21 protein-coding genes and 2 tRNA genes are annotated in these 26,213 nt (G+C 69.5%); 18 read left to right on the top strand and 5 right to left on the bottom strand.

Annotated elements, in window-relative coordinates; genetic code table 11:
• Positions 1 to 9: 9 nt before the first annotated feature.
• The 18 genes from infC to HNR76_RS08770 all read left to right on the top strand — a co-directional run bounded on the left by infC (position 10) and on the right by HNR76_RS08770 (position 21,819).
• On the top strand, positions 10 to 531 hold the full coding sequence (gene infC, locus HNR76_RS08855; RefSeq protein ID WP_162309783.1) for a translation initiation factor IF-3: 522 nt from the start codon (positions 10 to 12) through the stop codon (positions 529 to 531).
• Between the two features lie 671 nt (positions 532 to 1,202).
• On the top strand, positions 1,203 to 1,400 hold the full coding sequence (gene rpmI / locus HNR76_RS08850) for a 50S ribosomal protein L35 (RefSeq protein ID WP_010342861.1): 198 nt from the start codon (positions 1,203 to 1,205) through the stop codon (positions 1,398 to 1,400).
• 13 nt (positions 1,401 to 1,413) lie between these two features.
• Complete coding sequence (gene rplT, locus HNR76_RS08845; RefSeq protein ID WP_162309731.1) at positions 1,414 to 1,773, top strand: 50S ribosomal protein L20; 360 nt, start codon at positions 1,414 to 1,416, stop codon at positions 1,771 to 1,773.
• A 123-nt stretch (positions 1,774 to 1,896) separates the two neighbouring features.
• Positions 1,897 to 2,922, top strand: coding sequence for a phenylalanine--tRNA ligase subunit alpha (gene pheS, locus HNR76_RS08840; RefSeq protein WP_162309730.1), 1,026 nt, complete (start codon positions 1,897 to 1,899; stop codon positions 2,920 to 2,922).
• A gap of 60 nt (positions 2,923 to 2,982) precedes the next feature.
• Complete coding sequence (gene pheT / locus HNR76_RS08835; RefSeq protein ID WP_162309729.1) at positions 2,983 to 5,376, top strand: phenylalanine--tRNA ligase subunit beta; 2,394 nt, start codon at positions 2,983 to 2,985, stop codon at positions 5,374 to 5,376.
• A 14-nt stretch (positions 5,377 to 5,390) separates the two neighbouring features.
• Positions 5,391 to 5,696, top strand: coding sequence for an integration host factor subunit alpha (locus tag HNR76_RS08830; protein WP_162309728.1), 306 nt, complete (start codon positions 5,391 to 5,393; stop codon positions 5,694 to 5,696).
• The gene (locus HNR76_RS08825) at positions 5,689 to 6,045 is read left to right on the top strand and encodes a MerR family transcriptional regulator (RefSeq protein ID WP_024868248.1); all 357 of its coding nucleotides are present in this window, start codon (positions 5,689 to 5,691) and stop codon (positions 6,043 to 6,045) included. The genes HNR76_RS08830 and HNR76_RS08825 overlap by 8 nt, the downstream gene beginning before the upstream one ends.
• Before the next feature lie 75 nt (positions 6,046 to 6,120).
• A tRNA-Pro gene (locus HNR76_RS08820) sits at positions 6,121 to 6,197 on the top strand.
• A 177-nt stretch (positions 6,198 to 6,374) separates the two neighbouring features.
• The gene (locus HNR76_RS08815; protein WP_162309727.1) at positions 6,375 to 7,589 is read left to right on the top strand and encodes a tyrosine-type recombinase/integrase; all 1,215 of its coding nucleotides are present in this window, start codon (positions 6,375 to 6,377) and stop codon (positions 7,587 to 7,589) included.
• A gap of 476 nt (positions 7,590 to 8,065) precedes the next feature.
• Positions 8,066 to 8,317 (top strand): helix-turn-helix transcriptional regulator, encoded by a 252-nt coding sequence (locus HNR76_RS08810; protein ID WP_162309726.1) that lies wholly within the window; start codon positions 8,066 to 8,068, stop codon positions 8,315 to 8,317.
• A complete protein-coding gene (locus HNR76_RS08805; RefSeq protein ID WP_162309725.1) occupies positions 8,314 to 8,475 on the top strand; it encodes a hypothetical protein in 162 nt (53 codons plus the stop codon). Before HNR76_RS08810 ends, HNR76_RS08805 begins: the two co-directional genes overlap by 4 nt.
• The gene (locus HNR76_RS08800) at positions 8,472 to 8,819 is read left to right on the top strand and encodes a CHC2 zinc finger domain-containing protein (RefSeq protein WP_162309724.1); all 348 of its coding nucleotides are present in this window, start codon (positions 8,472 to 8,474) and stop codon (positions 8,817 to 8,819) included. Before HNR76_RS08805 ends, HNR76_RS08800 begins: the two co-directional genes overlap by 4 nt.
• The gene (locus HNR76_RS08795) at positions 8,816 to 10,894 is read left to right on the top strand and encodes a YfjI family protein (RefSeq protein WP_162309723.1); all 2,079 of its coding nucleotides are present in this window, start codon (positions 8,816 to 8,818) and stop codon (positions 10,892 to 10,894) included. The genes HNR76_RS08800 and HNR76_RS08795 overlap by 4 nt, the downstream gene beginning before the upstream one ends.
• Position 10,895: 1 nt before the next feature.
• Positions 10,896 to 11,549, top strand: coding sequence for a hypothetical protein (locus HNR76_RS08790; protein WP_162309722.1), 654 nt, complete (start codon positions 10,896 to 10,898; stop codon positions 11,547 to 11,549).
• The gene (locus HNR76_RS08785) at positions 11,542 to 11,874 is read left to right on the top strand and encodes a single-stranded DNA-binding protein (RefSeq protein WP_162309721.1); all 333 of its coding nucleotides are present in this window, start codon (positions 11,542 to 11,544) and stop codon (positions 11,872 to 11,874) included. Before HNR76_RS08790 ends, HNR76_RS08785 begins: the two co-directional genes overlap by 8 nt.
• Positions 11,871 to 12,449 carry an HGGxSTG domain-containing protein gene (locus HNR76_RS15680; protein WP_211373154.1) on the top strand — a complete coding sequence of 193 codons (579 nt, stop codon included), beginning with the start codon at positions 11,871 to 11,873 and terminating at the stop codon, positions 12,447 to 12,449. Before HNR76_RS08785 ends, HNR76_RS15680 begins: the two co-directional genes overlap by 4 nt.
• Before the next feature lie 849 nt (positions 12,450 to 13,298).
• Positions 13,299 to 15,026, top strand: a complete 1,728-nt coding sequence (locus HNR76_RS08775) for a ShlB/FhaC/HecB family hemolysin secretion/activation protein (protein WP_246429063.1) — start codon at positions 13,299 to 13,301, stop codon at positions 15,024 to 15,026.
• Positions 15,027 to 15,057: 31 nt separating this feature from the next.
• A complete protein-coding gene (locus HNR76_RS08770; RefSeq protein WP_162309720.1) occupies positions 15,058 to 21,819 on the top strand; it encodes a YDG domain-containing protein in 6,762 nt (2,253 codons plus the stop codon).
• A gap of 175 nt (positions 21,820 to 21,994) precedes the next feature.
• Here the strand turns inward: HNR76_RS08770 and dxs are convergent, their stop codons facing one another.
• From dxs to HNR76_RS08745, 5 genes are all read right to left on the bottom strand, one after another.
• Positions 21,995 to 23,926 carry a 1-deoxy-D-xylulose-5-phosphate synthase gene (gene dxs / locus HNR76_RS08765; RefSeq protein WP_162309719.1) on the bottom strand — a complete coding sequence of 644 codons (1,932 nt, stop codon included), beginning with the start codon at positions 23,924 to 23,926 and terminating at the stop codon, positions 21,995 to 21,997.
• Between the two features lie 232 nt (positions 23,927 to 24,158).
• Positions 24,159 to 24,809 carry an HNH endonuclease gene (locus tag HNR76_RS08760; RefSeq protein WP_162309718.1) on the bottom strand — a complete coding sequence of 217 codons (651 nt, stop codon included), beginning with the start codon at positions 24,807 to 24,809 and terminating at the stop codon, positions 24,159 to 24,161.
• Positions 24,810 to 24,863: 54 nt separating this feature from the next.
• Positions 24,864 to 25,340: an LEA type 2 family protein gene (locus HNR76_RS08755; protein WP_162309717.1), complete on the bottom strand. Its 477-nt coding sequence runs from the start codon at positions 25,338 to 25,340 to the stop codon at positions 24,864 to 24,866.
• A 32-nt stretch (positions 25,341 to 25,372) separates the two neighbouring features.
• The gene (locus tag HNR76_RS08750) at positions 25,373 to 25,930 is read right to left on the bottom strand and encodes a lipocalin family protein (protein WP_162309716.1); all 558 of its coding nucleotides are present in this window, start codon (positions 25,928 to 25,930) and stop codon (positions 25,373 to 25,375) included.
• 171 nt (positions 25,931 to 26,101) lie between these two features.
• Positions 26,102 to 26,177, bottom strand: a tRNA-Phe gene (locus HNR76_RS08745).
• Positions 26,178 to 26,213: the final 36 nt, after the last annotated feature.

Below are 26,213 nucleotides of genomic sequence, written 5' to 3'. Positions count from 1 at the left end.
GACTGCAATATCAGTACCCCCGAGAAGCAAAACCGGAAGAATCAGGAGATCCGTGTCCCGCGCGTGCGCGTGATCGGGTCCGATGGCGAGATGATCGGCGTCCTGTCGCGCGACGAAGCGCTGCGCATGGCCGAGGAAGAGGGCCTCGACCTGGTCGAGATCCAGCCCAATGCGGACCCGCCGGTCTGCAAGGTCATGGATTTCGGCAAGTTCCGCTTCGAGGCGCAGAAGAAGGCCAACGAGGCCAAGAAGAAATCCAAGCAGGTCGAGATCAAGGAACTCAAGTTCCGTCCGGTGACCGACGAGGGCGACTACCAGATCAAGCTGCGCAACATGCGCCGCTTCCTGGAGGAGGGCGACAAGGTCAAGGTCAACATCCGCTTCCGCGGCCGCGAGATGAGCCACCAGGAACTGGGCCGGCAGATGGCGTCCCGGATCGAGGCCGACCTGGGCGAGGACATCGTGATCGAGTCGCGCCCGCGCCTGGAAGGCCGGCAGATGGTGATGATGATTGCGCCGAAGAAGAAGTAGGGCCGTCCCGGCGGCCGAACGGGTCCGTCCACGTGGACGGGTCCCCCCAGCGAGGGGCGTCGATGGCGCCCTTCCGCTTTTCCGGACACCCCCCTCGCCGCCGCACTTCCGCCCCTGTCGCGCCTTCCCCTGTGTAGGGGCCGACTTGTCCTGTCCCCGTTTCCGTTGTGGGAACCGACCCTTCCGAAGGGGCATTCGGCAACCGCAACCGCGGCGGGTTGCGTCGGCTTCGGAAGGAGTCCGCCGCCGCCTGGGGGATGGCGGACCCCTCGGGACGACCTCCTGTCTTTACTCGGGGCCGTGGCACATCCATTTGCCACTTGCCCCCCGGGGGCGACGGCGGACTGCTTCCGAAGCCTGCACATCCCCGATGCTCTTGACCCTTCCCGCCATCTTCGTACTCCCTCCGCCAGCCCCCGGCGACGCTTCCCCCGGAACCCGCTGATTTGCAAGGCAAACGGCCGCCGGGCATAATGCGCGGCTCCGGTTCGCCGGACGGGCTGGCGACAGCCCCAGGACCCGCCGTAGTTTCCTTCGCGAATTCAACGGCTTACCGACCGGTGTGGGCAAGGATGGAAAGCGTGGCTGCGCGTGAGCTTGGCGACCTGGTCGCGAAGATCGTGCAAGGCCGCCGCCCGCGCCAGTGACAGTTCCCATCAAGGACATTCGCAATGCCCAAGATCAAGACCAACCGGGCGGCGGCCAAGCGATTCCGCAAGACCGCCTCCGGCAAGTACAAGGCCGGCCACGCCAACCGTAGCCACATCCTCACCAAGAAAGCGACCAAGCGGAAGCGCAACCTGCGGCAGACGAACCACGTTCGTGCCGAGGACGCGGGCCGTCTGGACCGCATGCTGCCGTATCTCTGAGGAGGACTAGGAAATGGCACGAGTCAAGCGTGGCGTCCAGGCGCGCCGCCGTCACAAGAAGGTCCTCAACCTCGCCAAGGGCTACTACAACGCCCGCCGCAAGGTCTTCCGCGTCGCCAAGCAGGCGGTCATCAAGGCGCAGCAGTACGCCTACATCGGCCGCAAGCAGAAGAAGCGCAACTTCCGTTCGCTGTGGATCACCCGCATCAACGCCGCGGCCCGCCTCAACGGCCTGAGCTACAGCCGTTTCATGAACGGCCTGCTCAAGGCCGGCATCACCCTGGACCGCAAGGTGCTGGCGGACATCGCCGTGCACGATGCGGCCGGGTTTACGGCGCTAGCCGAGAAGGCGAAGGGCGCCCTGGCGGCATAAGTTGCGATTCCCTCGCAAGGGCCCGCGCATCCGCGTGCGGGCCTCCTGCGAAGAAAACCGCATGCATGCATGGGGAAGGGCGCGAGTCCTTCCCCATTTGTTTTTCCGAAGGGCCAAGGAGCCATGAGCGAAATCGAATCCCTGTCTGCGCGCGCGCTGGCCGACATCGCCGCGGCGAACGACCCCGAAGCGCTCGAGGCGCTGCGGGTGGGCCTGCTGGGCAAGCAGGGCAGCATCACCGGCCAGCTCAAGCGGCTCGGCGCCCTGCCGGCCGAAGAGCGCAAGGCGGCGGGCGAGGCGATCAACCGGGTGCGCGACGCCGTCGGGCAGGCGCTGGCCGAGCGCCGCTCGCTGCTGGAGGCCGCCGCGCTCGACGCGCGCCTGGCCGGCGAGGCCATCGATACGACCCTTCCGGGCCGCCAGGCGCATCGCGGCGGCATCCATCCGGTCTCGCGCACGCTTGAACGCATCGCCGAGATCTTCGGCCGGCTGGGCTACGAGCTGGCCGACGGCCCGGAGATCGAGGACGACTGGCACAACTTCGAGGCGCTGAACTTCCCGCCGCACCATCCGGCGCGCGCCATGCACGACACCTTCTACCTGCCGCCCGATGCCGCCGGCGTGGCGCGCCTGCTGCGCACCCATACCTCCGGCGTGCAGGTGCGCTACATGGCGGACCTGGTCGCAGCGGGCCGTACGCCGCCGCTGCGGATGATCGCCGCCGGCAAGGTCTACCGCAGCGACAGCGACCAGACCCATTCGCCGATGTTCCACCAGGTGGAGGGCCTGCTGGTCGACGAGCACGCCACCTTCGCCGACCTCAAGGGCACCCTGGCCGAGTTCGTGCGCGCCTTCTTCGGCCGCGATTTCCAGATGCGCTTCCGTCCCAGCTACTTCCCGTTCGTGGAGCCGGGCGCGGAAGTGGACATCGCCTGGCAGCAGCCGGACGGCGGCACGCGCTGGCTGGAGGTGCTGGGCTGCGGCATGGTCCACCCCAACGTGCTGCGCAACTGCGGCATCGACCCGGAGCGCTACACAGGTTTCGCCTTCGGCCTGGGCGTGGAGCGCTTCGCCATGCTGCGCTACGGGGTCAACGACCTGCGCGCCTTCTTCGAGAACGACGTGCGCTTCCTGCGCCAGTTCGCCTGAGGCCGCCGCACCTTCGTCATTCACGGCGGGCCGCGGCCCGCCCCATGGACCACGATCACGATGAAATTCTCCGAGAACTGGCTGCGCAGCCATGTCCCCACTTCGGCCAGCCGCGACCAACTGGCCGCGACGCTGACCGCGATCGGCCTGGAGGTGGAGGAGGTCGACGAGCTGGGCGATGGACTGGCCGGCGTGGTGGTGGTGCGCATCGTCGAGGCGGTGAAGCACCCGGAGGCCGACCGCCTGCAGGTGTGCAAGGTGGACGCCGGCGCCGGCCAGACGCTGCAGATCGTCTGCGGCGCGCCCAACGCGCGCGCCGGCCTGGTCGCGCCGCTGGCCACGGTGGGCGCGACCGTGGGTGGGATCGCGATCAAGGCCGCCAGGCTGCGCGGGGTGGAATCCAACGGCATGCTCTGCTCGGCCAAGGAGCTGGGCCTGGATGCCGATGCTTCCGGCCTGCTCGAACTGCCCGACGACGCTCCGCCCGGCATGCCGCTGGCCGACTACCTCGGCCTGCCCGACGCCAGCATCGAGATCAAGCTCACTCCCAACCGCGCCGACTGCTTCAGCGTGCGCGGCATCGCCTACGACGTGGCCGCGGCCTGCGCCAGCGAAGTCGCCGCGCTGGACGTGGCCGCGGTGCCGGCGGCCGGCACGCGCGAACTGGCGGTGGAACTGCAGGCCGGCGCCGATGCGCCGCGCTACTGCGGCCGCGCGATCGAAGGCGTGGCCACGGGCGTGCGCACACCCATCTGGATGGCCGAGCGCCTGCGCCGCAGCGGCGTGCGCCCGCTGTCGCTGCTGGTGGACATCACCCAGTACGTGATGCTGGAGCTGGGCCAGCCGATGCATGCCTTCGACCTGGACACCCTGCGGGGGCCGGTTGGCGTACGCCTCGCCCGTGGCGGCGAGCGGCTGGTGCTGCTGGACGGGCGCGAGGTCGAACTGGACGAGTATTTCCTGGCCGTCACCGATGCCGACCGCCCGGTCGCGCTGGCCGGCGTGATGGGCGGCATGGACACCCGCGTCACCGACGCCACGGTCAATGTGTTCCTGGAAGCCGCGCACTTCGCCCCTGCGGCGATCATGGGCCGCGGCCGCCGCCTGGGCCTGCATACCGATGCCGGCCACCGCTTCGAGCGAGGGGTGGACCCGGAACTGCCGCGCACGGCCATCGAGCTGGCGACGAAGCTAGTGCTGGAACTGGCCGGCGGCACGCCCGGCCCGGTGAGCGAGGCGGTGCTGGAAGACCACCTGCCCCGGCCGGTCGCCATCGCCCTGCGCCGCGCCCGCATCGCCCGGGTGCTGGGCATCGAGATCGCCGATGCCGAGGTCGAGCGCATCCTGCGCGCGCTGGGCATGCAGGTGGCCGCCACGGCGGAAGGCTGGCAGGTGACCGCGCCCAGCCGCCGCTTCGACATCGCCATCGAGGAAGACCTGATCGAGGAACTGGCGCGCATCCACGGCTACGACCGCATTCCGACCACCATGCCCAGCGGTCCGGCGCGGATCGCCGCACCCAGCGAGACCCGCGCGGCCGAGGCCGACCTGCGCCGGCAGATGGTCGCGCGCGACTACCTGGAGGCGGTCAGCTTCGCCTTCGTCGATGCCGCGCTGCTGGACCAATGGCACAGCGCCGCGGCCGTGCCGCTGGCCAACCCGCTCAGCGCCGAGCTGGCGGTGATGCGGCCGCGGCTGCTGCCGGGGCTGGTGGATGCGCTGGCCCGCAACGCCTCCCGCCAGGCCGGGCGGGTGCGCCTGTTCGAGCTGGGCCGCACCTTCGCCGCCGCGGAATCCCCGGAAGCCGCGCCACGGGAGACCCGGCGGATCGCCGCAGTGGTGTGCGGCGGCGCCCACGCCGAGCAGTGGAGCGGCAAGGCGCGCGCGGTGGACTTCCACGACCTCAAGGGCGACCTGGAGTCGCTGGCCGCCGTGGCCGGCGGCTCGCTGGAATTCCGCTCCGCACCGGCCGAGGCCTTCGGCCATCCGGGCCGCAGCGCCGAGGTGTGGCGTGCCGACCTGGAGGGCGGCGCGGTGCGCATCGGCTGGATCGGCCAGTTGCACCCGCGCCTGCTCAAGGCGCTGGACGTGGACACGGAAGTGCTGGGTTTCGAGCTGGACCTGGAGCCGCTGGAGCGGCGGGCCCTGCCGCGGGCCCAGGCGCTGTCGCGCTTCCCGGCCGTGCGCCGCGACCTGGCCTTCGTGGTGGCCGAGGACGTGGCCTGGGCGGCGCTGGCCGCCAGCGTCCGCAGTGCGGCCGGCCCGGTGCTGCGCGACCTGCAATTGTTCGATCTGTACCACGGCACGGGGGTCGAACCGGGGTGCAAGAGTCTGGCTATGGGCTTGATTTTGCAGGACAACACGCGCACTCTCACCGATCACGATGCCGATGCCGTGGTGGAGCGCGTGGTCCTCGCATTGGGCGATGGACACGGCGCCCGGATCCGCGGCTGATGCAGGGGAATTGAATGGCACTGACCAAGGCGGAGATGGCCGAGCGTCTTTTCGACGAAGTCGGCCTGAACAAGCGCGAGGCGAAAGAATTCGTCGACGCCTTCTTCGAGGTGCTGCGCGAGGCGCTGCAGGGCGGCCGCCAGGTGAAGCTGTCCGGTTTCGGCAACTTCGACCTGCGCCGCAAGAACCAGCGCCCCGGACGCAACCCCAAGACCGGCGAGGAGATCCCGATCTCCGCTCGCACCGTGGTCACCTTCCGCCCCGGGCAGAAGCTGAAGGAGCGCGTCGAGGCCTACGCCGGAGCCGCGCCGAATGCTTGATCCCGGCAGCAACCGCGAACTCCCGCCGATCCCGGCCAAGCGCTACTTCACCATCGGCGAGGTCAGCGAGCTGTGCGACGTCAAGCCGCACGTGCTGCGCTACTGGGAGACCGAATTCCCCAGCCTGAGCCCGGTCAAGCGCCGCGGCAACCGCCGCTACTACCAGCGCCACGACGTGCTGATGGTGCGCCAGATCCGCGGCCTGCTGTACGAGCAGGGCTACACCATCGGCGGCGCGCGGCTGCGCCTGGAAGGCGAGGGCGCCAGGCAGGAGTCGGCGCTGAGCAGCCAGATCGTGCGCCAGGTGCGCATGGAGCTGGAGGAAGTGCTGCAATTGCTGCGGCGCTGACCGGCGCCATGCCGGCCTCGCCCAGCGCCCGGCCGAAGCGGTATAATCGCGGCCCGCCTCGGCGGCGAAGTTCTTCGGGGTATAGCGCAGCCTGGTAGCGCACTTGTCTGGGGGACAAGTGGTCGTCGGTTCAAATCCGGCTACCCCGACCATTTAACCGTCCAAAGACGGCCAAGAAAGACCAAAAACCCTTGAGAAATCAGGGGTTTTTTGTTGTCTGGTGTCCGGTGGCGTCCAATGGCGTCCCTTGCAATGTGCCCCCAGCCGGGGGCATATATGGGGGCATGGCGGCGGGGAAATGCCCCGATGCCCCCAGAGAGGATGCCCCGATGCCCCTATCCGACGTTGCCATCCGCAAGGCCAAGCCGGCCGCCAAGCCTGTACGCCTGTTTGACGGCGGCGGCCTGTACCTGGAGGTATCCCCAGCCGGCGGCAAGCTGTGGCGCTGGAAGTATCGGCACGCCGGCAAGGAAAAGCGGCTGGCGCTGGGCACCTATCCCGAAGTCACGCTAGCTGATGCCCGGGAACGCCATGCGGCAGGCCGGAAGCTGCTGGCGGCGGGCTATGACCCCGGAGAGCAGCGGAAGGCGGAACGGGCCGCGATGCTGGACAAAGCCGGTAACAGCTTCGACGCCGTGGCCGATGAACTGCTGGCAATTCGGGCAAAGACGCTGGCCCCGGGTTCCGCCGTGCGGGAACGGCGGCTGCTGGAAAAGGACTTGTCCCCGTACCTTGGCAGTCGGCCCGTGGCGGACGTGACGGCCCCGGAGCTGCTGGCGGCGCTGCGAAAGGTGGAAGCACGCGGTGCTGTGGAGACGGCGCACCGGGCAAAGATGCTGGCGGGGCAGGTGTTCCGGTATGCCATCGCCACGGGCCGGGCTGAGCGTAACCCCGTGCCCGACTTGAAGGGCGCGCTGTCGCAGCCGGAGGGCCGGCATTTTGCCAGCGTGACCGACCCGGCGGCCGTCGGCCCGATGCTGCGCGCGCTGTATGGCTACCCCGGAACCCCGGCGGTGGCGGCGGCCTTGAAGCTGGCCCCGCTGGTGTTTGTCCGGCCCGGCGAGCTACGCCATGCCCAATGGGCGGATATCGACCTAGGCACGGCGGAGTGGCGCTTCACGGCGAGCAAAACGAAACAGCCGCATATCGTGCCGCTGTCGGTGCAGGCGGTGGAAATCCTGCGCGAGCTTCACCCCATCACGGGCCGGGGCGACTACGTGTTCCCCAGCGCGCGTGGCAAGGGCCGGCCAATGAGTGAGGCGGCGGTAATCGCTGCAATGCGCCGTATGGGTTTGGATGGCGACACCATGACCGGCCACGGGTTCCGGGCGATGGCGCGGACAATTCTTGATGAGGTGCTGGGCTTCCGACCCGACTACATCGAACACCAGTTGGCGCACGCGGTACGCGACCCGAATGGCCGCGCCTATAACCGCACCGCGCACCTGCCCGAACGCCGGAAGATGATGCAGGCATGGGCCGACTACTTGGACAACCTGCGCGAAGGCGGGAACGTCATACCGCTGCGCGCGAAGGCGGGCTGACGCGCAATGGCACGACGGGGCTGGTTGGATCGGAGCGAGAAACAGCGCGCGCGCGATGATGCGAAGCACGAAACAGCCCGTAGCCGGCGGACAACGCCGCTAGTTGCGTTCCATGGCTGGACACACGGCGACTTGTGGCACGTCTTGGGGAGGCTTGTAGCAGTGAGGCGAGGATCGACCTTAAGGCAACAAGACATTGCCGAGCGCATGGGCGTATCCCGGCAATTCGTGTCCCGCCTTGAAGGCATGTTTTCCGAACCTGTGGACAGCCCGGCCTACCGTGAGCTGACTCTGGGAGTTGTGCAGCGATACGCGGCAGCGGTTGGCTATGACGTGCGCATTGCCGTGCTAGATCCTCAAGGGAGACCCGCGCCGCCGTGATGCAACCGATTGGTTGCATCTACCGTTGAAGCCTCCTCCAAAGTGAATCTAATAGGTATCGCCCGGCCCATTGGTGGCCGTCACAAGGCGATACCATGCACCGCGATTCCCTCCCGTCTACTGGCTTCCTGCGACTCCCGCAAATTGTCGGCACCCCGGCCGACTCAAAGCGCAACATTCCCGCTGTGCCGGGCTTGATCCCGGTGAGCAAATCGACCTGGTGGGCTGGCGTGCGCGCTGGCCGCTACCCGCAGCCGGTCAAGATTGGCGAGCGCTGTACCGCGTGGCGTGCCGAGGATATCCGCGCGTTGATTGAAAGCGCCGCTGGTGCAAAGGCGGCGGCATGAATCAAGAAAAGCGAAGCCCGCGCGAGGCGGGCATCGGGCGCAAGCTGGCTGGCTGGGCGCACCGCAATTCTACCCTGCTGCACTGGCTGCCGATGCTGGGGCCGCTGGCCTTTGTGGCGGCGCTTGTCGCCCATGCGATTTGGGAGGGTGCTCGATGAAGGCATCCCTACCGATGAACACCCGGCAGGCCGTGGCATCCATGCGTGGCCTGTACGGCAAGCCCCGGCGATTGCCCGAGCATTGGCGCGACCGCCTGCCCGACCCGGACGCCTACTACCGCGCGCGCATCCCGAGTCTGGGCAAGGCGCACGGCAACGGATGGGCGCAGGGCCGATGCCCGTTCCATGACGACGGCACCGCGTCGCTGAGCGTGAACCTGGCGCATGGCGGCTGGAAGTGCTTTGCCGGCTGCGGCGGCGGCGACCTTGTGGGCTTCCATGTTCGCGTGTCCGGCCTGCCGTTCACCGATGCCGTGCGCGACCTGCTGGGGGTGCGGGCATGAACGCCGTCCCCAAGATGGAAACCCCGCAAGCCGGCGCGCGGCGGCTGTTTGCCCGAGACATTGCCGAAGGCTTCGCGCCCGTGGCGTTGCATTGCTACGCCGATGCCGACGGCCAGCCGTTGTTCTACCGGCCCCGCCTGAAGCATCCCGACGGAAGGAAGGTAATCAAGCCAATGCGCTTGGACGGCCTGCGCTACGCCATGGGAGAGCCGCCAGCGCCGAAGGAAGGCAAGCCGCTGTATCGCCTGCCCGAGCTGCTGGCCGACACCGCCGCGCCTGTCTGGATTGTCGAGGGTGAGAGCTGCGCCGATGCGCTGGCGAAGGCCGGCAATGTGGCGACCACAAGCGGCGGCGCATCTAGCGCCGACGGTATGGACTGGACACCGCTACGCGGCCGCAGCGTCATTCTGTGGCCCGACCACGACGGCCCCGGCGCGGAGTATGCCGACAAGGTGGCCGGCCGCCTGCGCGCGCTGGGCTGCGACGTGCGCCGTATCGACGTTGCCGCGCTGAACCTGCCCGATGGCGGTGACGTGGTGGATTGGCTGGCGGCGAACCCCGGCGGCGACTTGGACACGCTGCCGATGCTGGCCGCCCCTGCTGTGAGGGTTGAAGGCTTCGCGCCCGAGCCGCTGCGCCGTCCCGTGCCACCGCCGGAGCCGTACCCGCTGGCGGAGCTTGGCCCCGTCCTGCAACCGGCAGCGGAGAGCCTGCGGCGCGTCATCCAAGCGCCGGACGCGGTATGCGGGGCATCCGTTCTGGCAGCGGCATCGCTGGCGGCGCAGGCGCTGGCGGACGTGGAAATAGACGGCCGCACCGTGCCCCTGTCGCTTTGGATGCTGACTGTCGCCGAGAGCGGCGAGCGGAAAAGCGCGGTAGACGCCGAAGCCATGCGGGCAGCGCGCGACCATGAAAAGGCGTTGGCGAAGTCGCACGAAGTCGAGCTTGAAGCCCACGCGGCCGAACTTGCCGAATGGGAAGCCCGCTGCACCGATGCGAAGACCAAGGCCAAGAAATCGCAGGGCGCAGGGTTGGCGCGGGCATTGCAGGACATCGGCCCGGCACCGCCTGCCCCGCTGCTGCCGCGCGTCACCGTGGCCGACTTCACCGCCGAAGGGCTGGCAAAGCTGCTGGCCGCCGGCTGGCCGACCGTCGGGGCGTTCACGGATGAAGCCGCGCTGGTGTTTGGCGGTCATGGCATGACGAAGGAAACCGTGACGCGCACCGCCGGGACGCTTTGCAAGCTATGGGACAGCGGGACGCTGGATCGGGTGCGCGCGATGGATGGGGCGACGAAGCTACACGGCCGGCGGATGGCCCTGCACCTGCTGGCGCAGCCCGTCATTGCCGAACGCGCACTGTCGGATGACGTGCTGAGCGGGCAAGGGTTCCTGGCCCGTTGCCTGCTGGCTTGGCCGCAATCGACGGCGGGCACGCGGCCGTACAAGGCCGAAAGCCTGCGCCATGATGCGGCGCTGGGGCGGATGGCGCACCGGCTTGGCGAATTGCACCGGGAGCCGCTGCCGCTGGCCGAAGGCGAACGGCAGGAATTGCAGCCCCGGCCGCTGCACCTGAGCGCGAAGGCGAAGGCCGCATGGGTGCAGCTTCACGACGCCGTGGAAGCGGGCATGACGCCCGGCGGGCAATTCGCCACCGTGAAGCCGTGGGCAAGCAAAACGCCGGAGCAGGTGCTGAGGATTGCCGGCGTCCTGTCCCTGCTGGAATCGACCGGGGCGCAGGAAATCGACGCGGCCACCATCGGGCGAGCGGCTGAGCTGGCACTGTGGCACTTGAACGAAGCCGCAAGGCTGGCCGGCACGGCGGAGCTGTCGCCCGAGGTGCGCGACGCGGAAGCCCTGCTGGGCTGGTGCCACGACACCGGCCGGACGCTGCTGTATTCCCGCGACGCCCTGCGGCTAGGCCCGGGCCGCATCCGCGAGCGGGAAACCTTCACGCGGGCAATGGGCGAGCTTGAACGGGCCGGATGGGCTGAGCCTGTCGAGGGCGGCGCGGTGTTGGATGGCCGCCACCGTCGCCACGTCTGGCGCATTGCACCGGCACCGGAGGGTGGCTGACATGGGCCGGCTGCTGGCGAGCCTGCTGGCGAATGCGGAAAGCGCACCCGCTGCGACTCCCGCGACTCTTGCGACTTTTCAGCCCCCGCACCCGGAAAAGTCGCAGAGTCGCAAGAGTCGCACGGGGTTGGAGTGCGAAAACACGCCCCGAATAGTCGCAGAGTCGCAAGAGTCGCAAGGGGGCGACGCTGAGAAAGCGAAGGCGCAGCGCGCGCGGCTGCTGGTGCTGGCCGAAGGCGAAGGGCTGCCGGCCGGGCTGGTGCATGGCCTGGCCGATGCCGATGCGGCCGCCTGCGATGGAATGCCGGATGACGTGTTGAGGGCGTACCTGCGCGCGCTGGAAGCCCGGCAGCGCATGGACGCGGGGCAGGTGCCGCCGGGCTGGGGCGAGGCCGTGGCGCGCACCTGCGAAGGCTGCGGCCCTGTCCTGCTGTGGCCGACGTGCCCGGCCGTGGTGAAGGCGTGCCCGTGGTGTTTCCGTCGCAAGGCCGGGAAGGCGATCCCGCGCCCGCCGGTGGCCTGCGGCGACTGTCGGCACTACCTGCCCGACACCGTGAATCCCGAGGCCGGCATGGGCGGATGCCAGCTTGGCCCCGGCCGCGCCCATTGGCCGATGAAGCGCCACCGCTGCGCGGATTGGAGGAATCATGATTGATGCCCTGCTGTCTGGCCGGCTGGCCGCCGACCCCAAGCCCGGCACAAGCCGCAACGGCAGCGCCTACGCCACCGCGCGCGTGCTGGTGACAACCGGGGCTGAGGATCGCCTGAGCGTGTCCGTGATCGCCTTCGACGCCGGCACCGTGGCCGGGCTGCTGGCACTGACTGCCGGCGACCCCGTGACGCTGGCGGGCGAGCTGACCCCGAAGGTATGGACGGACAAGGAAGGCAGCGCGCGACCGTCGGCCGACATGAAGGCCCACGCCCTGCTGACCCCGTACCACGTCACCCGCAAGCGCCGGGCGATGGAGGGCGAGCTGTGACCGACGGATACCTGAGCTGCGACAAAGCGCACCTGGCCGAACTGCAACGCAAGCGCCGCGCCCGCATGGTGCGGATCGACTACATGCCGAGCCGGGAGGCGCTGGCGGCAATCGAGGGCAAGCGGGAGAAAGTGAGGCCGGGCAGCGTGGCCGCGACAAATAGCGCCATCATTGACGCCATCGTGACTGAGTGGGTGGCACTGGCCGGAATAGGGTGCAGGGAAGTAGAGCGGCCCAAGAGTCCGGACGACGGGCCGGAATTTGCAACCAAGTACGCGCAGGCGCGTATGACTTCGGATGCCGAGCGTTCCGCGCGCGCGCAAGAGTCCGGCGGCCTGCCCGGAATTACGTCAGGCATCGCGGGCGCGCGCACGGGCGCGTATGAGTCCGGTTCGCAGGCAACCCGGCGCGTCATCTGCGGAGCCAAGCGCCACCGGGACGGCCAGCCCTGCCAAGCCAAGAGCGAGCCGGGCAAGCGCCGCTGCCGCTTCCACGGCGGCCGCAGTACCGGCCCCACGACGCCGGAAGGCAAGGCCCGCGCGCTGGCGAACCTGCGCCAATATCGGGCGCTGTAGCCGGGGACACCACGGGGACTTTACGGGTATGTCCGGGGGGGGCATCGCCAAGCCCCGAGTCATTGGGGCGGACACCGGCCCCGCCCCGTCACACCGCTAAACCGCAACAATCTAGGCCGCACGCGCCCGGAGTTTCTGGAGTCCCTAAACGCGCGCGCGACCTGAGAGCCGTTAGGAAACCCCAAGATCACCGCAAGCCGGAAGTTTCCCCAAGCCATCGCGCGCGCGACCTGCGATCAGGCCGGAACAGGCCCAAGCGGCGAAAGGCTGGGGGCATTTGTGGGGGCATCGCGGGGTGTCGAAGATCAGAACCCCGCGCAAATGCTGGCCTGCGGGCCTTTATTTGGTAGAGGCTACCGGAACATCCCGGACAGTCCAGGAAGCCCCGGCACCGCCGGGACTTCCTGCGGCATCCGGTGCCGGCGCTGCGGCCGGCAGGTGGCCGCACATCCCAGGTGACCGCGCGCGGCTCGATTTCCGGGCCGGTGGCGATTCTGCGCGTCCCCCGACCCGGCCCTAAAGTTTGAGACGCTCGTCCCGATATGTATGTGAGGGAAGGACCGGACGTAGTGGGACCTTGCCCTTGATTGGGGCGGAGCGCAGGCACTCCGTCCAGGGAGTCCGGGGTAGCCGGACGTGTGTCCGATCGTTGACGTCCGGGGGAGGCATTGACACTGGCATTGGCATTGCATCGGCACTGGCGGGACCGAAGGACGGCTTCGCCGGTGGCCGTGCGCACGCGTGATCGGCAGGGGGAGCAGGAATCATCGGGTCCGGCACGGAGTCCGCCGGCTGGACCTGCCCGTAGCGGAAATCGCCGCCGCCGGAGCGGCCATGGGGAATCTTCGAATGAATAAAACGCGTTTCATGGCTTTCCTTGGGTTGGCCTCGTTGCAGTCGATCCTGAACCTGGCCCAGGCGCAGACCGTGCCCCCGGATGCCGGACAGTTGCTCAACGAGCAACGGCGATCCCTGCCGCCCGCCACGCCCGAGAGAAAGGAGCGGTTGGTCGACGCGCCTTTGCCGGAGGCGCAGGACGAGGTTGGATTCCGCGCGCGCATCGAGCGGGTGCGTTTCAGCGGTGCGCAGGGCCTGGTCGAGGACGAGGCGCTGCAGGCGCTCGTCGCCGACGCCAAGGGACGCGAGTTGAGCCATGCGCAAATGCGCGCGCTGGCGCAGCGGGTCGGCGCCGCGCTGCAGTCGCGCGGCTACCTGCTGGCGCGAGCCTATCTGCCCAGCCAGGACTTGAGCGACGGCGAACTGGAGATCGCGATCCTGGCCGGACGCCTGCAGAGCTCGCCGGGCCGGGTACAGGTCCTGACGAGCGATCCGGCACTGGGACGGCGCCTGGGTGCCATCGCCGATGCCGCGCTTCCCGAAGGCCCGGTACGCAACGACCAGTTGGAACGTGCGCTGCTGCTGATCAACGACGTCCCCGGCGTCCAGGCCCGGGCCACGCTGGAAAAGGGCGCCGAACCCGGAACCAGCCGCATGCTGGTGCGCGCCGAGCGCGCGCGCGACTGGGCGGCGGGCGCGGCCGTGGACAATTTCTCCAACCGCTATACCGGACAGTGGCGCCGCAGCGCCTGGGCCTCACTCAACCGTCCGCTGGACCGCGAGGACCTGCTGGGCGTCAACGTCAGCCACAGCGACGGCAGCCGCCTGCTGGGCCTGAACTACTCGCTGGGCCTGAGCCCGAAGGGCTGGCGCGCCAACATGGCCGCTTCCTGGATGGATTACGAGGTGGGCGGCGAATTCAAGCCGCTGGACCTGACCGGCAGCGCCCGCACCTTCAGCGCCGGCCTGAGCTATCCCCTGCTGCGCAGCCGCGAGCGCAACCTGTGGTTCAGCGTCGACGCCGAACACAGGCAGCTCACCGACAAGGCCCTGGGGCAGACCCTGCGCGACCGCAGGGTGGACAAGTTCACCACCATGCTCAGCGGCAACGCCTGGGACCAATGGCTGGGCGGCGGCTACAACGGCATGAACGTGGGCCTGGTGGCCGGCCGGCTGGACCTGGACAACGAGATCGATCGCCAGGTCGACGCGGCCAGCGCACGCACCGCCGGAAGCTTCGCCAAGCTGCTGTGGCGCGTGGAGCGCAGCCAGAGCCTGCCGAACCTGCACGACTGGGGCGTGTACCTGGCCGCCAGCGGGCAGATCGGCAGCAAGAACCTGGATTCGTCGGAGAAGTTCCTGCTCGGCGGGCCGGCCGGCGTGCGTGGCCACACGGTGGGCGAGGCCAGCGGCGACACCGGCTGGCTGCTCAATGCCGAGCTGCGGCGCGACTTCCGCATCGCCGACGGCCTGCGCGGCCAGGCGCTGGCGTTCGCCGACCACGGCCACGTGCGTCAGCACATCGACCCGTGGGTGGGTTCGTCCACGCCATGGGCCGGAAACGAATACGGCCTGTCCGGCGCCGGCCTGGGCCTGAACCTGCATAGCGAGCGCTGGTCGCTGCGCAGTGCCTGGGCGCATCGCCTGGGCGACAACCCCGGACGCAGCGCCACGGGCACGAACGCCGATGGCCGCAAGCGCGACCAGTACCTGTGGCTGCAGCTCAGCGTGCGCATCTGACGCCGCTCCAAGACAACCAAGAGGACAACCCGTGAATCACACCTATCGCCTGATTTGGGATGAAGTACGCGGCGCCTACGTGGTCGTGGCCGAGATCGCCAGCAGCCGTGGCAAGCGCGCCAGCGCGGCGGTGCTGGCCGCCGCGATGCTCGTCGTCGCGCCGCTGTGCGCCCATGCGCAGAACGCCGGCACCCTGCCTACCGACGGCCGGGTCGTGGCCGGCCAGGCCCAGTTGGACCAGCACGGTTCCAGGCTGACGGTGCGGCAGGGCAGCCAGCGGCTGATCATGAACTGGGCCGGCTTCGACATCGGCGGCGACGCCGGCGTGCGCTTCGAGCAGCCCAACAGCGGCGCCATCGCCCTCAACCGCGTGCTGGGCAATGCGCCCAGCCTGATAGCGGGCGAACTGAGCGCCAACGGCCAGGTCTGGCTGGTCAACCCCAACGGCGCGGTCTTCGGCAAGGGGGCGCAGGTCGACGTGGGCGGACTGGTGGTCAGTTCGCTGTCCATCAGCGACGAGGACTTCCTCGCCGGCCGTGCGCGCTTCGCCGCGACGGGTGCGGCGGGTGCGGTGCGCAACGAGGGCAGCCTCCGTGCCGGGGACGGCGTGGTGGCGCTGCTGGCGCCGTCCGTCGCCAATACCGGGCAGATCAGCGCCGGCCAGGTGGGCCTGGGCGCGGGCGACCGGGTGGCCCTGGACTTCGCGGCCGATGGCCTGCTTTCGCTGCAGGTGGAGCGGGCGGCGCTGGAGGCGGAACTGAGCCACAGCGGCCTGATCCAGGGCAACAACGTGATCCTCAGCGCCAGCAGCGCCAGTGCGCTGCGGTCGAGCGTGATCAACCTGGATGGTGTGGTCGAGGCCACGGGCCTGAGCGAGCGTGGCGGCCGCATCGTGCTGGACGGCGGCGAGGTGGGCGAGGTTCGCGTCGGCGGCCGCCTGGACGCCAGCTCGCAGGGCGCCGGAGGCGGGCGGATCGAGGTTCTGGGCCAGCACCTGGTGCTGGACGACAACACGCGGCTGGATGCCAGCGGCGCAAGCGGTGGTGGCGACATCCATGTGGGCGGCGGCTGGCAGGGCAACGCCCCCGCGCTGCGCAACGCCACAAGCGTGGAAGTTGCGGCGGGTGCCGTGGCCAAGGCCAACGCGACGGGTACCGGCCAGGGGGGCGAGGTGGTGTTCTGGTCCGATGACAGCATGCGTTTCGCCGGCAACATCGAGGTGCGCGGCGGCGAGCAGGGCGGCGACGGCGGCCGCGCCGAGGTCTCGGGCAAGCGGACGCTGAGCTACAGCGGCCGTACCGACGCACGCGCCACGCATGGGCGTACCGGCGACCTGCTGCTGGATCCGGCCGCGGTTACGATCCGGGGCGGTGGCAGTGGCTCGGGCGCGGTCGACGGCTCCCTCGTCTTCGAAAGGGACCTGGAGGCGCAGAACGCCAACGTGCTGCTCCAGGCCACCGAAAGCATCACCTTCGAGGACCTCAACAACAACGGCGGCGACGGCCGCCTGAGCATGGGCAACAACATCAGCCTGCGCGTCGAGGTGACGCCGCCGTCGGGGGATAACGGCAACCGCACCATAACCTTCGCCAACAGCAGCAACGTCATCGAGGTCTTCGGCACCGGCAGCATCTACATGCAGGCCGGCAGCAACAGGACCGGTGCGCTGGTCAATGTGGCCAATCTCATCGCCCACGGCGCGGGCAGCAATCCAGGCACGCTGCCGAGCCATACCGTGACGACGGTGGGGAGCGGTACGCCCGCCGCCGGGTCGATCACCCTGTATGGCGCCGACGGCATCACCCTCGGCGGCGCGATCGCCACCAACGGTGGTTACGTCCGCATCTGGGCCGACTCGGACAATGCAGGCGGTGGCGGCATGACCGTGGGCAACCCCATCTCTACCGGCGGCGGCAACCTCTACATCTCGGCGGGAAACTCCAGCAATCAGATCGATCTCAACTCCAACATGACCTTGGGGACCGGCCGTCTTTTCTTCCATCAGGATGGGACCCAGTCCGCTGCCTCGGTAACTCTGAACGGCCTGCTCAGTGCCTCGGGCAACGTGGATATCACCACGCCGTTCACCTTCGGCGGCAATGCCAGCATCCACACCGATGGCGCCATCAACTTCGGCAACGTCGCGGTCAACCTCAATACCGGTGCCGGCGTGCTCACCCTGCGTGCCAACAGCATCAACTGGGGCACGGCGACGCTGAACAACCTGAGCACCGCCTCCATGCGGCTGGAGCCCTACGCCGCGTCCACCAACATGGTGCTGGGCGCCGCCAGCGGCTTCGCTTCGGCTGCGACGCTGAACAAGCTGCCCGGCATCCGCAATCTCACCATCGGCCGCGAGGACGGCACCGGCACCATCAGCGTGTCGGGCAACTACAACTTCAATGCCAGCGGCAGCTTCGAGGTGGTCAACCGGACGCTGGACTTCACTGCAGGCGGCCTGTCCAACACCACCGGCAACGTCATCCTCACCGGCGACAACATCAACATCGGCCAGGCCGTCACCGCCAATGGCGGCACCGGCAAGGTCGTCATCCGGCAGGCGACCGCGGCCAACGAGCTGCGCCTGGGCAGCGGCCTGGACAATGCCTCCATCGGGCAGGTCAATGCCGCCACCCTCGAGGTGGGCCGCAGCGACGGCGGCGACCTGGTGTTCGACAGCGACATCAGCACCAGTGCCGGCAGCGTGCACCTGAAGAGCGGCGGGCGCGTGGTCGGCGTGGATGGCGGTGTGTCCGCCAGCAACCTGGCGATCACCGCCGGCGGCGGCGCCGAGATCACCGACGACACCTTCGATTTCACCACCCTTGCCCTGAACACCGGTGGGAACAGCAAAATCACCAGCTCCGCCCCGAACTGGGGACTGGGCACGGTGGATGGGCTCAATGGCCTGAGCATCCAGACCGGGCGCAACGTCGATGTGACGCTGAACGCCCAGGGCACCCTGGGCCTGAACTCGGCCATCGCATTCGCCAATACGGCCAGTACCTTGTACGCGCTGGCCGGCAGCGGTTTTTCGACGGGGTCCGCGACACTCAGCGGGCAGTCGCAGGCGACCGTCGAATTCGGCCTCGAGGGTGCCGGCCGGTCGTTCGAGCTCGGTGGCAGCGGCAGCACGCTGAGCGGCGCGGGCATGGCCAGGTTCAATGGCGTAAAGACGCTGCGCGTGGCGGCGGCCGACGACGATGTGACCGTCGGCGCTTTCAGCGTCAACGTCGGCGATCGGGTGGAAATCGTCGCCGACCATCTGGCCCAGCAAGGCGCCATGGCGGTAGGCAGCACCGGCAGCCTGTACCTGGACGTGGCACAGGGCGGCCTGCAACTGGATCATGCCATCGGTACGAACACCGGCATCGTGTCGCTGCACGACCGGGCCGGCGCCGGTATCCGGGGCAGCGGCGTGATCACCACGCCTGGCCTGGCTCTGCGCAGCGCCGGTGGGGTGGCGCTGTCCGGCGTGCAGCAAGTGAACCAACTGGCGGCCGAGGTCGGCAGCCTGAGCCTGCGCAATGGCCGCAGCCTCGCCGTGGGCACGGTCGATGGCCTGAGCGGTGTCGACGCCACCGATGTGGTCGACCTGCGCCTCCAGGGTGCGACGTCCGACCTGGTGCTCGGCCAGGCGGTGCACGCCGGCAACAGCAGCGGCGCGGACACGGCCGTGCTGCTGGCCGCCGGACGCAACTTCATCAACAACGCCGGCGCGTCCGCGATCACGACGGACGACGGCCGCTGGCTGGTGCAATCCACCAGCCCGCTCGCCGACACCCGCGGCGGCCTGGCGTCGGACTTCAAGCAATACGACGCCAGCTCGGCCGGCACCGTGCTGGGCAGCGACAACGGCTTCCTCTACACCGTGGCCCCGCAGCTCACCCTCGCCCTGACCGGCAGCGTCAGCAAGACCTACGACGGCAATACCGCCGCCAGCGTCGATCCTGCCACCCAGGTGTCGGTCAGCGGCGCCATCGACGGGGATACGGTCGTCCTGGACATCGCCGGCCCGTCCACCTACGCCGACAAGAACGTCGGAACCGGCAAAGCCGTGAGCGTGGCTGGCATCACCCTGGATGGCGCCAGCAACGGTACGGTGCAGGTCTACGGTTACGGCATGGCCGCCAGCAGCGCCAGCGGCAACATCGGCACCATCACGGCCAAGCAGATCCAGCTCGCGGCCGGCGTGGTGCAGGACAAGACCTACGACGGCACCACGGCCGCGACCCTGCGCGCACTGAACCTGGACGGCGTGGTCACCGGCGACAACGTGTCGGCCGGCGGCACGGTCACCGCCCAGTTCGCCGACCGCAACGCCGGCACCAACAAGCAGGTCAACCTGACCGGATTGACCCTCGGCGGCACCGACGCGGGCAACTACCAGGTCAGCAACATCACCCAGGCCAGCATCGCGCGCAAGATGCTGCAGGCGATAGTGCATGTCGACGACAAGGTGTACGACGGAAATACCGGCGCGCACGTCTCCAGCCAGGCGCTGGACGCGGTGGTCACCGGCGACGATGTGGTCCTGGACATCACCGGCAGCACGTTCTCGGACAAGAACGTCGGCATCAAGGTCGTGGCCCTGAACGGTGGCCTGGTCGGCACCGATGCCGGCAACTACGAGCTGCGGCCGGGCACGATGAGCGCAGTCGCCAGCATCACCCCCAAGACGATCGGCGAGGGCACGCTGAGCGTGGCGAGCAAGGTCTACGACGGTACCCGCGACGCGCAGGTGGGCACCAGTGGCCTGGTCGGCGCGGTTGCCGGCGACGACCTGGATCTGGGCCTGCAAGGGCTGTTTGCCGACAAGAACGCCGGCACCGGCAAGGCGGTGAACGTGCAGCTTGCGCTGAACGGCGCCGACGCGGGGAACTACCGGCTGGCGCACAACTCGGTGCGAACGAGCGGCGACATCACCCAGAAGACGCTCGACGCCGGCGCGCTGGACGTGGTCACCAAGGTCTACGACGGCACCCGCGATGTGCAGATCAGCAGCGCCACGCCCAGCGGCGTGGTGGCCGGCGACAACCTGCTGGTGGACGTGCGCGGCCAGTTCGACGACAAGAACGCCGGCACCGGCAAGGCGGTGGACGTACAACTGGCGCTGCGCGGCACCGATGCGGGCAACTACCGCCTCACCCACGATGCGGTGCGCACGGTGGGCGACATCGTGCCCCGGACCGTGGACGCGGGGCAGTTGACCGTGGCGACCAAGGTCTACGACGGCACCCGCGACGCCCAGGTCGGCAGCAGCGGGCTGGGAGACGTGGTGTCCGGCGACGACCTCACCCTGGGATTGCAGGGCCTGTTCGTCGACAAGAACGCCGGCACCGGCAAGACGGTGGACGTGCAACTGGCGCTGGGCGGTGCCGACGCGGCCAACTACCGCCTGGCCAGCGGCCACGCGCAGGCGACCGGCGACATCGTGCCCAAGACCGTGGTGGCGACGGGCGGGTGGGACGTGGCGCCGAAGGTCTACGACGGCAGCCGCGATGCCCAGGTCAGCGGCGGCACCATCGACGGCGTGGTGTCCGGCGACGACCTGGACCTGGAACTGGAAGGCCAGTTCAACGACAAGAATGCCGGCACCGGCAAGGCGGTCGACGTGCGGCTGTCGCTGGGCGGCACCGACGCGGGCAACTACCAACTGGCGGAGAGTTCCGCGCGCGCCACGGGCGATGTTTCGCCCCGCGACGTGGAGGCCGGCCCGGTCGGCGTGGCGGACAAGGCGTTCGACGGCACCCGCAATGCCGGGTTGATCCTGCCGCCGCTGCAGGGGCTGGTCGACGGCGACCAGGTGCTGCTGCGAGGGCAGGGGCTGTTCGACGACTCCACGCCCGCCGCCGACAAGACGGTGTGGATCGACCTGTCGCTGGGCGGAGCGGACGGAGGCAACTATCGCCTGCTCGATGCACGCCAGCAGGCCACCGCGGCCATCTCCAATCCGCCCAACCTCAATGCGGTGGATGCGCTGTCGTCGCCGCCGCCGGGGGGCAACGGCACCCAGTCGGGCATGGACAATGGCGGTGGTGGCCTGGGAGCGGCCACCGCCGCCGCGAACGCGCAGGCGGGGATGGCGGGTTCGGCCCAGCCCCAGTTGCCCCCCAGCGCATTCGATGCGCCCGGCAGTATCGGGGCAGGCGGCGCGGGCCAGGCCGGCGCAGGCCAGGCCGGCGCAGGTGCCAGCGGAGCCGGTACGGGTGCGGCTGGAACGGGTACGAGCGGTACGGGTGCAGCCGGCTCGGGTTCGGCCGGTACGGCCACCGCCGGTGCCGATGCGGCGGGATCGGGCGCGACCCAGGGTCCGGATACCCAGCACCGCGACGGGACCGGCACGGGCTCGTCCACCCTGGTGATGGAGCAGGTGTTGCGCAACGGCGACGGCCTGAGCGTATCGCTGGGCGGCGAGCCGCTGGCGGAGCCGCAGGTCAGCGTGCTGCCGGTGTTCCTGGAGGAACAGGGCCAGTTCGTGGGGCAGTTCAGGGTGGACGACACGGGCGACAGCCTGGCGCTGCATCCCTTGCAGGGCAGCAGCGTCGCCGCGCCGCGACTGGACCAGCCCGTGCGCGCCAGCTACGAGGTCCAGGTGCAACTGGACGACGAGCAGGTCGTCTGGCTGCGCCTGGAACTGCTGGAGGACGGTACCTTGCGCATCGTGGCGCCGCAGGCGGCCTCGCAGCTTGGCCAGGACGTCCTGGGCGCCTATGGCCTGAGCGCCCTCAAGCGCCTGGGCAACGTGGCGCCGCAGCAGGTGCGCATGCTGGTACTGCGTTTCGAGAACTGACTCCGGCCAGGCGAGGGAAGGAGCGCGGTTTCCGGCGCTCCTTCCCGGTGCGGACCGATATTCATCACGCCGGCGCCAGGCCGGGCCGGCAGGGATGCGGAAGGTGCGGTGCGGGCACGCACTGCCGTTCGCCATCGAGCCAGGCGGATAGTGCCGCTGCGGGCCGCCGCCGGATTCAGGCGCCGGCGGCGCGGGGCAGGTCGCTGTCGATCAAGGCCAGGCGCGGCCACCGATGGAGGACCGCGGCCTGGATGCCGGCCGCGTCGATGCCGGCTTCGGCCAGCAGGTCCTCGCGGCTGGCATGGTGCTGGAAGGCGTCGGGCAGGCCCAGGTGCAGCATTGGCAGCAGCACGCCTTCGGCATCCAGCAGCTCGGATACCGCCGAGCCGGCACCGCCGGCGACCACGTTGTCCTCGACGGTGACGAAGCCCTCGTGGTTCCTCGCCAGCTCCAGCAGCAGGGTGCGGTCCAGCGGCTTGACGAAGCGCATGTTGACCACGGTCAGGCCCAGTTCGGCGCCTGCCTGTTCGGCCGCGGCCACGGTGGCGCCGAAGGCGAGCAGGGCCAGCGGGCCGCCGCTGCGGCGCAACTGCGCCTTGCCGACGGGCAGCGTGTCCAGCGTGGCCTCCACCGCGACGCCCGGGCCGGTGCCGCGCGGGTAGCGCACCGCGGCCGGGCCTTCGTGGCGCAGGCCGGTACTGAGCATCCGCCGGCACTCGTCCTCGTCGGCCGGGGCCATCACCACCATGTTCGGCACGCAGCGCAGGTAGCTCAGGTCCAGGTTGCCGGCGTGGGTGGCGCCGTCCGGGCCGACCACGCCGCCGCGGTCGATGGCGAACAGCACGTCCAGCTTCTGCGTGGCCACGTCGTGCACGAGCTGGTCGTAGCCGCGCTGCAGGAAGGTGGAGTAGATCGCCACCACGGGCTTGGCGCCCTGGGTGGCCATGCCCGCGGCCAGGGTCACCGCGTGCTGCTCGGCGATGGCCACGTCGAAGTAGCGGTCGGGGTATTCCTTCGAGAAACGCACCAGGCCCGAGCCCTCGCGCATCGCCGGGGTGATGCCCAGCAGGCGCGGCTCGGCGGCGGCCGCATCGCACAGCCAGTCGCCGAAGACGTCGGTGTAGGTGGGTTTCTTCGCGCCGGACTTGGCGACCAGCCCCTTGGCCGGGTCGAACGGGCCGACCGCGTGGTAGCCGATCTGGTCGCCCTCGGCCAGGTCGTAGCCCTTGCCCTTGGTGGTGATCACGTGCAGCAGTTGCGGGCCCTTGAGGGTCTTGAGCGTCTTCAGCGCACCCAGCAGCGCCGGCAGGTCGTGGCCATCGATCGGGCCGGTGTAGTGGAAACCCATCTGCTCGAACAGGGTGGAGGGCACGAACATGCCCTTCCAGTGCTCCTCCCAGCGGCGCACGAAGCGCGCGGGCCGCTTGTTCTTGTCGCCCAGCAGCTTCTTGCCGCCCTCGCGCAGCTTGTTGAAGGTGGCGCTGCCGCTCATGCGGCCGAGCATCTTGGTCAGCCCGCCCACCGCCTCGGAGATCGACATGCGGTTGTCGTTGAGGACCACCAGCAGGTCGGGCTCGGGGTCCATGCCGCCGGCGTGGTTGAGGGCCTCGTAGGCCATGCCCGCGGTCATCGCGCCGTCGCCGATCACCGCGACCACCTTGGGAGGCGCGGCATCGTCCTGGCCGCCGCCCTTGAGCCGCGCGGCGATGGCCATGCCCAGCGCCGCGGAGATCGACGTCGACGAATGGCCGACCCCGAAGGTGTCGTACTCGCTTTCCTCGCGCTTCGGGAACGGCGCCACGCCGCCCTTCTGCTTGACCGTGTGGATGCGGTCGCGGCGGCCGGTGAGGATCTTGTGCGGGTAGGTCTGGTGGCCCACGTCCCACACCAACTGGTCGGCCGGGGTCTCGTAGAGCCAGTGCAGGGCCACGGTCAGCTCCACCACGCCGAGCCCGGCGCCGAAGTGGCCGCCGCTGCGGCCGACCGACTCGATCAGGTAGGTCCGCAATTCGTCCGCCACCGCTGGCAGTTCGGCCTCGTCGAACTGGCGCAGGTCGGCGGGCGAATCGATGCGCGACAGACGCGGGTAGCGGGCGGGATCGATCATTTTGCTGCGGGCACCATACGGGCCGCCATTGTCCTCCCCGGGGGCGTGACGGGGCAAGCAAGGCCGTTCAGGGGCGCCGTTCCCCGGCGGCGGTCGCCGGCGAGATCCGGCTCCCGCGCAAAGGGCGGGTGCGTAGCCGCCCCTGCCGGCGGGAATCGGCTTCAGCCTGCGAAGGGTCCGGGGCCGGGGGCCGGCATCGCGGCCGCAAGCGGGATCGCCGATGCGCCGGCCGTCATGCCGACAGCTTGGAGCGCTTGGGCAGTTGCGACTTCAGGAAGGCCATCTGGTCGGCCAGGATGTTGCGGTTGGAGAGGATCAGGTGCTCGATCCAGCTCGGCCGGTAGGGCACGGCCAGCAGCGGCATGTGCGCCTGCTGCGGCGTGCGGTCGCTCTTGCGCGAGTTGCAGTGGAAGCAGGCGGTGACCACGTTCTCCCACGCGTCGCGGCCACCCTTGGACAGCGGCACCACGTGGTCGCGGGTGAGGTGCGGGCGGCCGAACTGCCGGCCGCAATACAGGCACAGGTGCGCGTCGCGCGCGAACAGCGCGGTGTTGGACAGCGCGGGGGTGGGGTCCAGCGCGCGCGGATGGACCTGGCCGCGGGTGGCGACGATGGGGTGCAGGTCGATGAAGCTGCGGTCGCCGGTGTTGCGGGCGATGCCGCCGTGCACGCGCAGGCAGGGCACGCCCAGGGTCCAGGCGACGGCGTCGCGGGCGTAGAGGCAGGTCGCGTCCTGCCAGTGGATCCAGTCCATCGCCCGGCCGTGGGCATCGAGCGAAAGAACGCGCAGTGCCGGTGCGAAGGTCCGCACCGGAGGCGGGGGCGCGGCCGGTGCGTTCGCACCGGCGCGGATCGGGCCTGGCGTCGCTGTGTCCGTCTCCATCGAGAACACAGCTTATACCTCATCGATGACGGTTGGGCACGCGCGCCGCCGCGCTCAGCGCAATACCCCGTCCAGCCCCGGCGCCGGATTGACCGAGCTGCGGTAGTCGATCTCGAATTCACGCGGCTTCCTCGCCTCGTCCGGCGTGGCCGATACCTTGCCTTCCAGCCGGTAGGCGAGCGAACGCCTGCCGGCGAGCGCGTCGGCCACGGCGATCCGGGCCATGCCATCCGGCTTGAACGTGGCCTTGACCACGTCGGCCGAGGTCGGGCCGATCGACATGCCCGGCGCGGCCCGCAGGGTGCCGGCGGCGTGCTCGTCCACGCTCACCGCAAGCTCCAGGGTATGGAATTGCATGGAGACGCTGCTGAAGTTGTGCACGCGCACGTCCACCACCCAGTTGCCATTGGCCTGCACCGCCAACTGCTGGATCGAAACCGAGGGCGGCGATACGCGCCGCGTGTTCTTGCCGCACCCGGCAAGCACGGCCAGGGCCAGGGCCAACGCGAACAGTTGCAGGAAACGCTTCATGCCGCCTCCGGATCGATGAGGACGGCAGGATACTACGGCGTGGCCGGCGCCTCGCGCAGCGGCGCGGCGATCACCAGCGGCGACAGGTCGTAGCCCATCGCCTCGGCGCGCGCGCGCAGCCGATCGAACAGCCCGCGGTCCATCGACGGCTCGCGCGACAGGATCCACAGGTACTTGCGTCCCGGTTCGCCGACCATCGTCCACTGGTAGTCCGGATCGAGCTCCAGCACCCAGTAGTCGGCCCACACCAGCGGCAGCCAGGACAGCCAGTCGGGGACGAAGCGCACCTGCAGCCGGCCCGGATGGCCTTCCACCGTGCGCGCCACGCCCTGCGCCTCCTCCAGTCCGTCGTCGCGGGTGCGGCAGGCGTTGCGCACCCCGATCGAGCCGTCGCGGCGCAGGCTGTAGGTGGCGGTGATCTCGCGCACGCACTTGCGCTGGAACGACACCGGCAGGTGCGCGATCTCGTACCACTGGCCCGCGTAGCGCGACAGTTCCAGCTCCGGCACCGAGGCGACCGGTTCGTCGGCGTGGACGGCCAGGGGCGACATCGCCAGGCAGAGCACAAGCAGCATCGGAAAGGCGCGCATGGAGCCTCCGGGGATGGCGTCGGGCGGATGCTAGCACCCGCTCCGATGCGTTCCGTTACGGAATCGTCGATCCCTCCCGAGGCCGCGTGGCCCGGCCCGGAAACGGCGAGCGGCCAGGCGAAACGAAGAAAGCCCGCAACCAGTGCGGGCTTCCTAACGTCTTGAAATTCATGGTGGCCGGGGAGGGAATCGAACCCCCGACACGGGGATTTTCAATCCCCTGCTCTACCAACTGAGCTACCCGGCCACGTGCCGCGGCTTGGCCGCTGCAAGGGGCGGCATG

Source organism: Pseudoxanthomonas broegbernensis (assembly GCF_014202435.1).
Classification (GTDB): domain Bacteria; phylum Pseudomonadota; class Gammaproteobacteria; order Xanthomonadales; family Xanthomonadaceae; genus Pseudoxanthomonas; species Pseudoxanthomonas broegbernensis.
This window is presented reverse-complemented; position numbering and strand designations above follow the sequence as displayed.

Bases quoted from the DNA above. Each gene is read 5' to 3' on its own strand.
- HNR76_RS08830 (WP_162309728.1), top strand. From the start codon at position 5,391: ATGGCACTGACCAAGGCGGAGATGGCCGAGCGTCTTTTCGACGAAGTC.
- HNR76_RS08785 (WP_162309721.1), top strand. From the start codon at position 11,542: ATGATTGATGCCCTGCTGTCTGGCCGGCTGGCCGCCGACCCCAAGCCC.
- HNR76_RS08775 (WP_246429063.1), top strand. From the start codon at position 13,299: ATGAATAAAACGCGTTTCATGGCTTTCCTTGGGTTGGCCTCGTTGCAG.
- HNR76_RS08795 (WP_162309723.1), top strand. From the start codon at position 8,816: ATGAACGCCGTCCCCAAGATGGAAACCCCGCAAGCCGGCGCGCGGCGG.
- HNR76_RS08810 (WP_162309726.1), top strand. From the start codon at position 8,066: ATGCACCGCGATTCCCTCCCGTCTACTGGCTTCCTGCGACTCCCGCAA.
- rpmI (WP_010342861.1), top strand. From the start codon at position 1,203: ATGCCCAAGATCAAGACCAACCGGGCGGCGGCCAAGCGATTCCGCAAG.
- HNR76_RS08825 (WP_024868248.1), top strand. From the start codon at position 5,689: ATGCTTGATCCCGGCAGCAACCGCGAACTCCCGCCGATCCCGGCCAAG.
- pheT (WP_162309729.1), top strand. From the start codon at position 2,983: ATGAAATTCTCCGAGAACTGGCTGCGCAGCCATGTCCCCACTTCGGCC.
- HNR76_RS08790 (WP_162309722.1), top strand. From the start codon at position 10,896: ATGGGCCGGCTGCTGGCGAGCCTGCTGGCGAATGCGGAAAGCGCACCC.
- pheS (WP_162309730.1), top strand. From the start codon at position 1,897: ATGAGCGAAATCGAATCCCTGTCTGCGCGCGCGCTGGCCGACATCGCC.
- HNR76_RS08760 (WP_162309718.1), bottom strand. From the start codon at position 24,809: ATGGAGACGGACACAGCGACGCCAGGCCCGATCCGCGCCGGTGCGAAC.
- HNR76_RS08815 (WP_162309727.1), top strand. From the start codon at position 6,375: ATGCCCCTATCCGACGTTGCCATCCGCAAGGCCAAGCCGGCCGCCAAG.
- HNR76_RS08755 (WP_162309717.1), bottom strand. From the start codon at position 25,340: ATGAAGCGTTTCCTGCAACTGTTCGCGTTGGCCCTGGCCCTGGCCGTG.
- rplT (WP_162309731.1), top strand. From the start codon at position 1,414: ATGGCACGAGTCAAGCGTGGCGTCCAGGCGCGCCGCCGTCACAAGAAG.
- HNR76_RS08750 (WP_162309716.1), bottom strand. From the start codon at position 25,930: ATGCGCGCCTTTCCGATGCTGCTTGTGCTCTGCCTGGCGATGTCGCCC.
- HNR76_RS08805 (WP_162309725.1), top strand. From the start codon at position 8,314: ATGAATCAAGAAAAGCGAAGCCCGCGCGAGGCGGGCATCGGGCGCAAG.
- dxs (WP_162309719.1), bottom strand. From the start codon at position 23,926: ATGATCGATCCCGCCCGCTACCCGCGTCTGTCGCGCATCGATTCGCCC.
- HNR76_RS08800 (WP_162309724.1), top strand. From the start codon at position 8,472: ATGAAGGCATCCCTACCGATGAACACCCGGCAGGCCGTGGCATCCATG.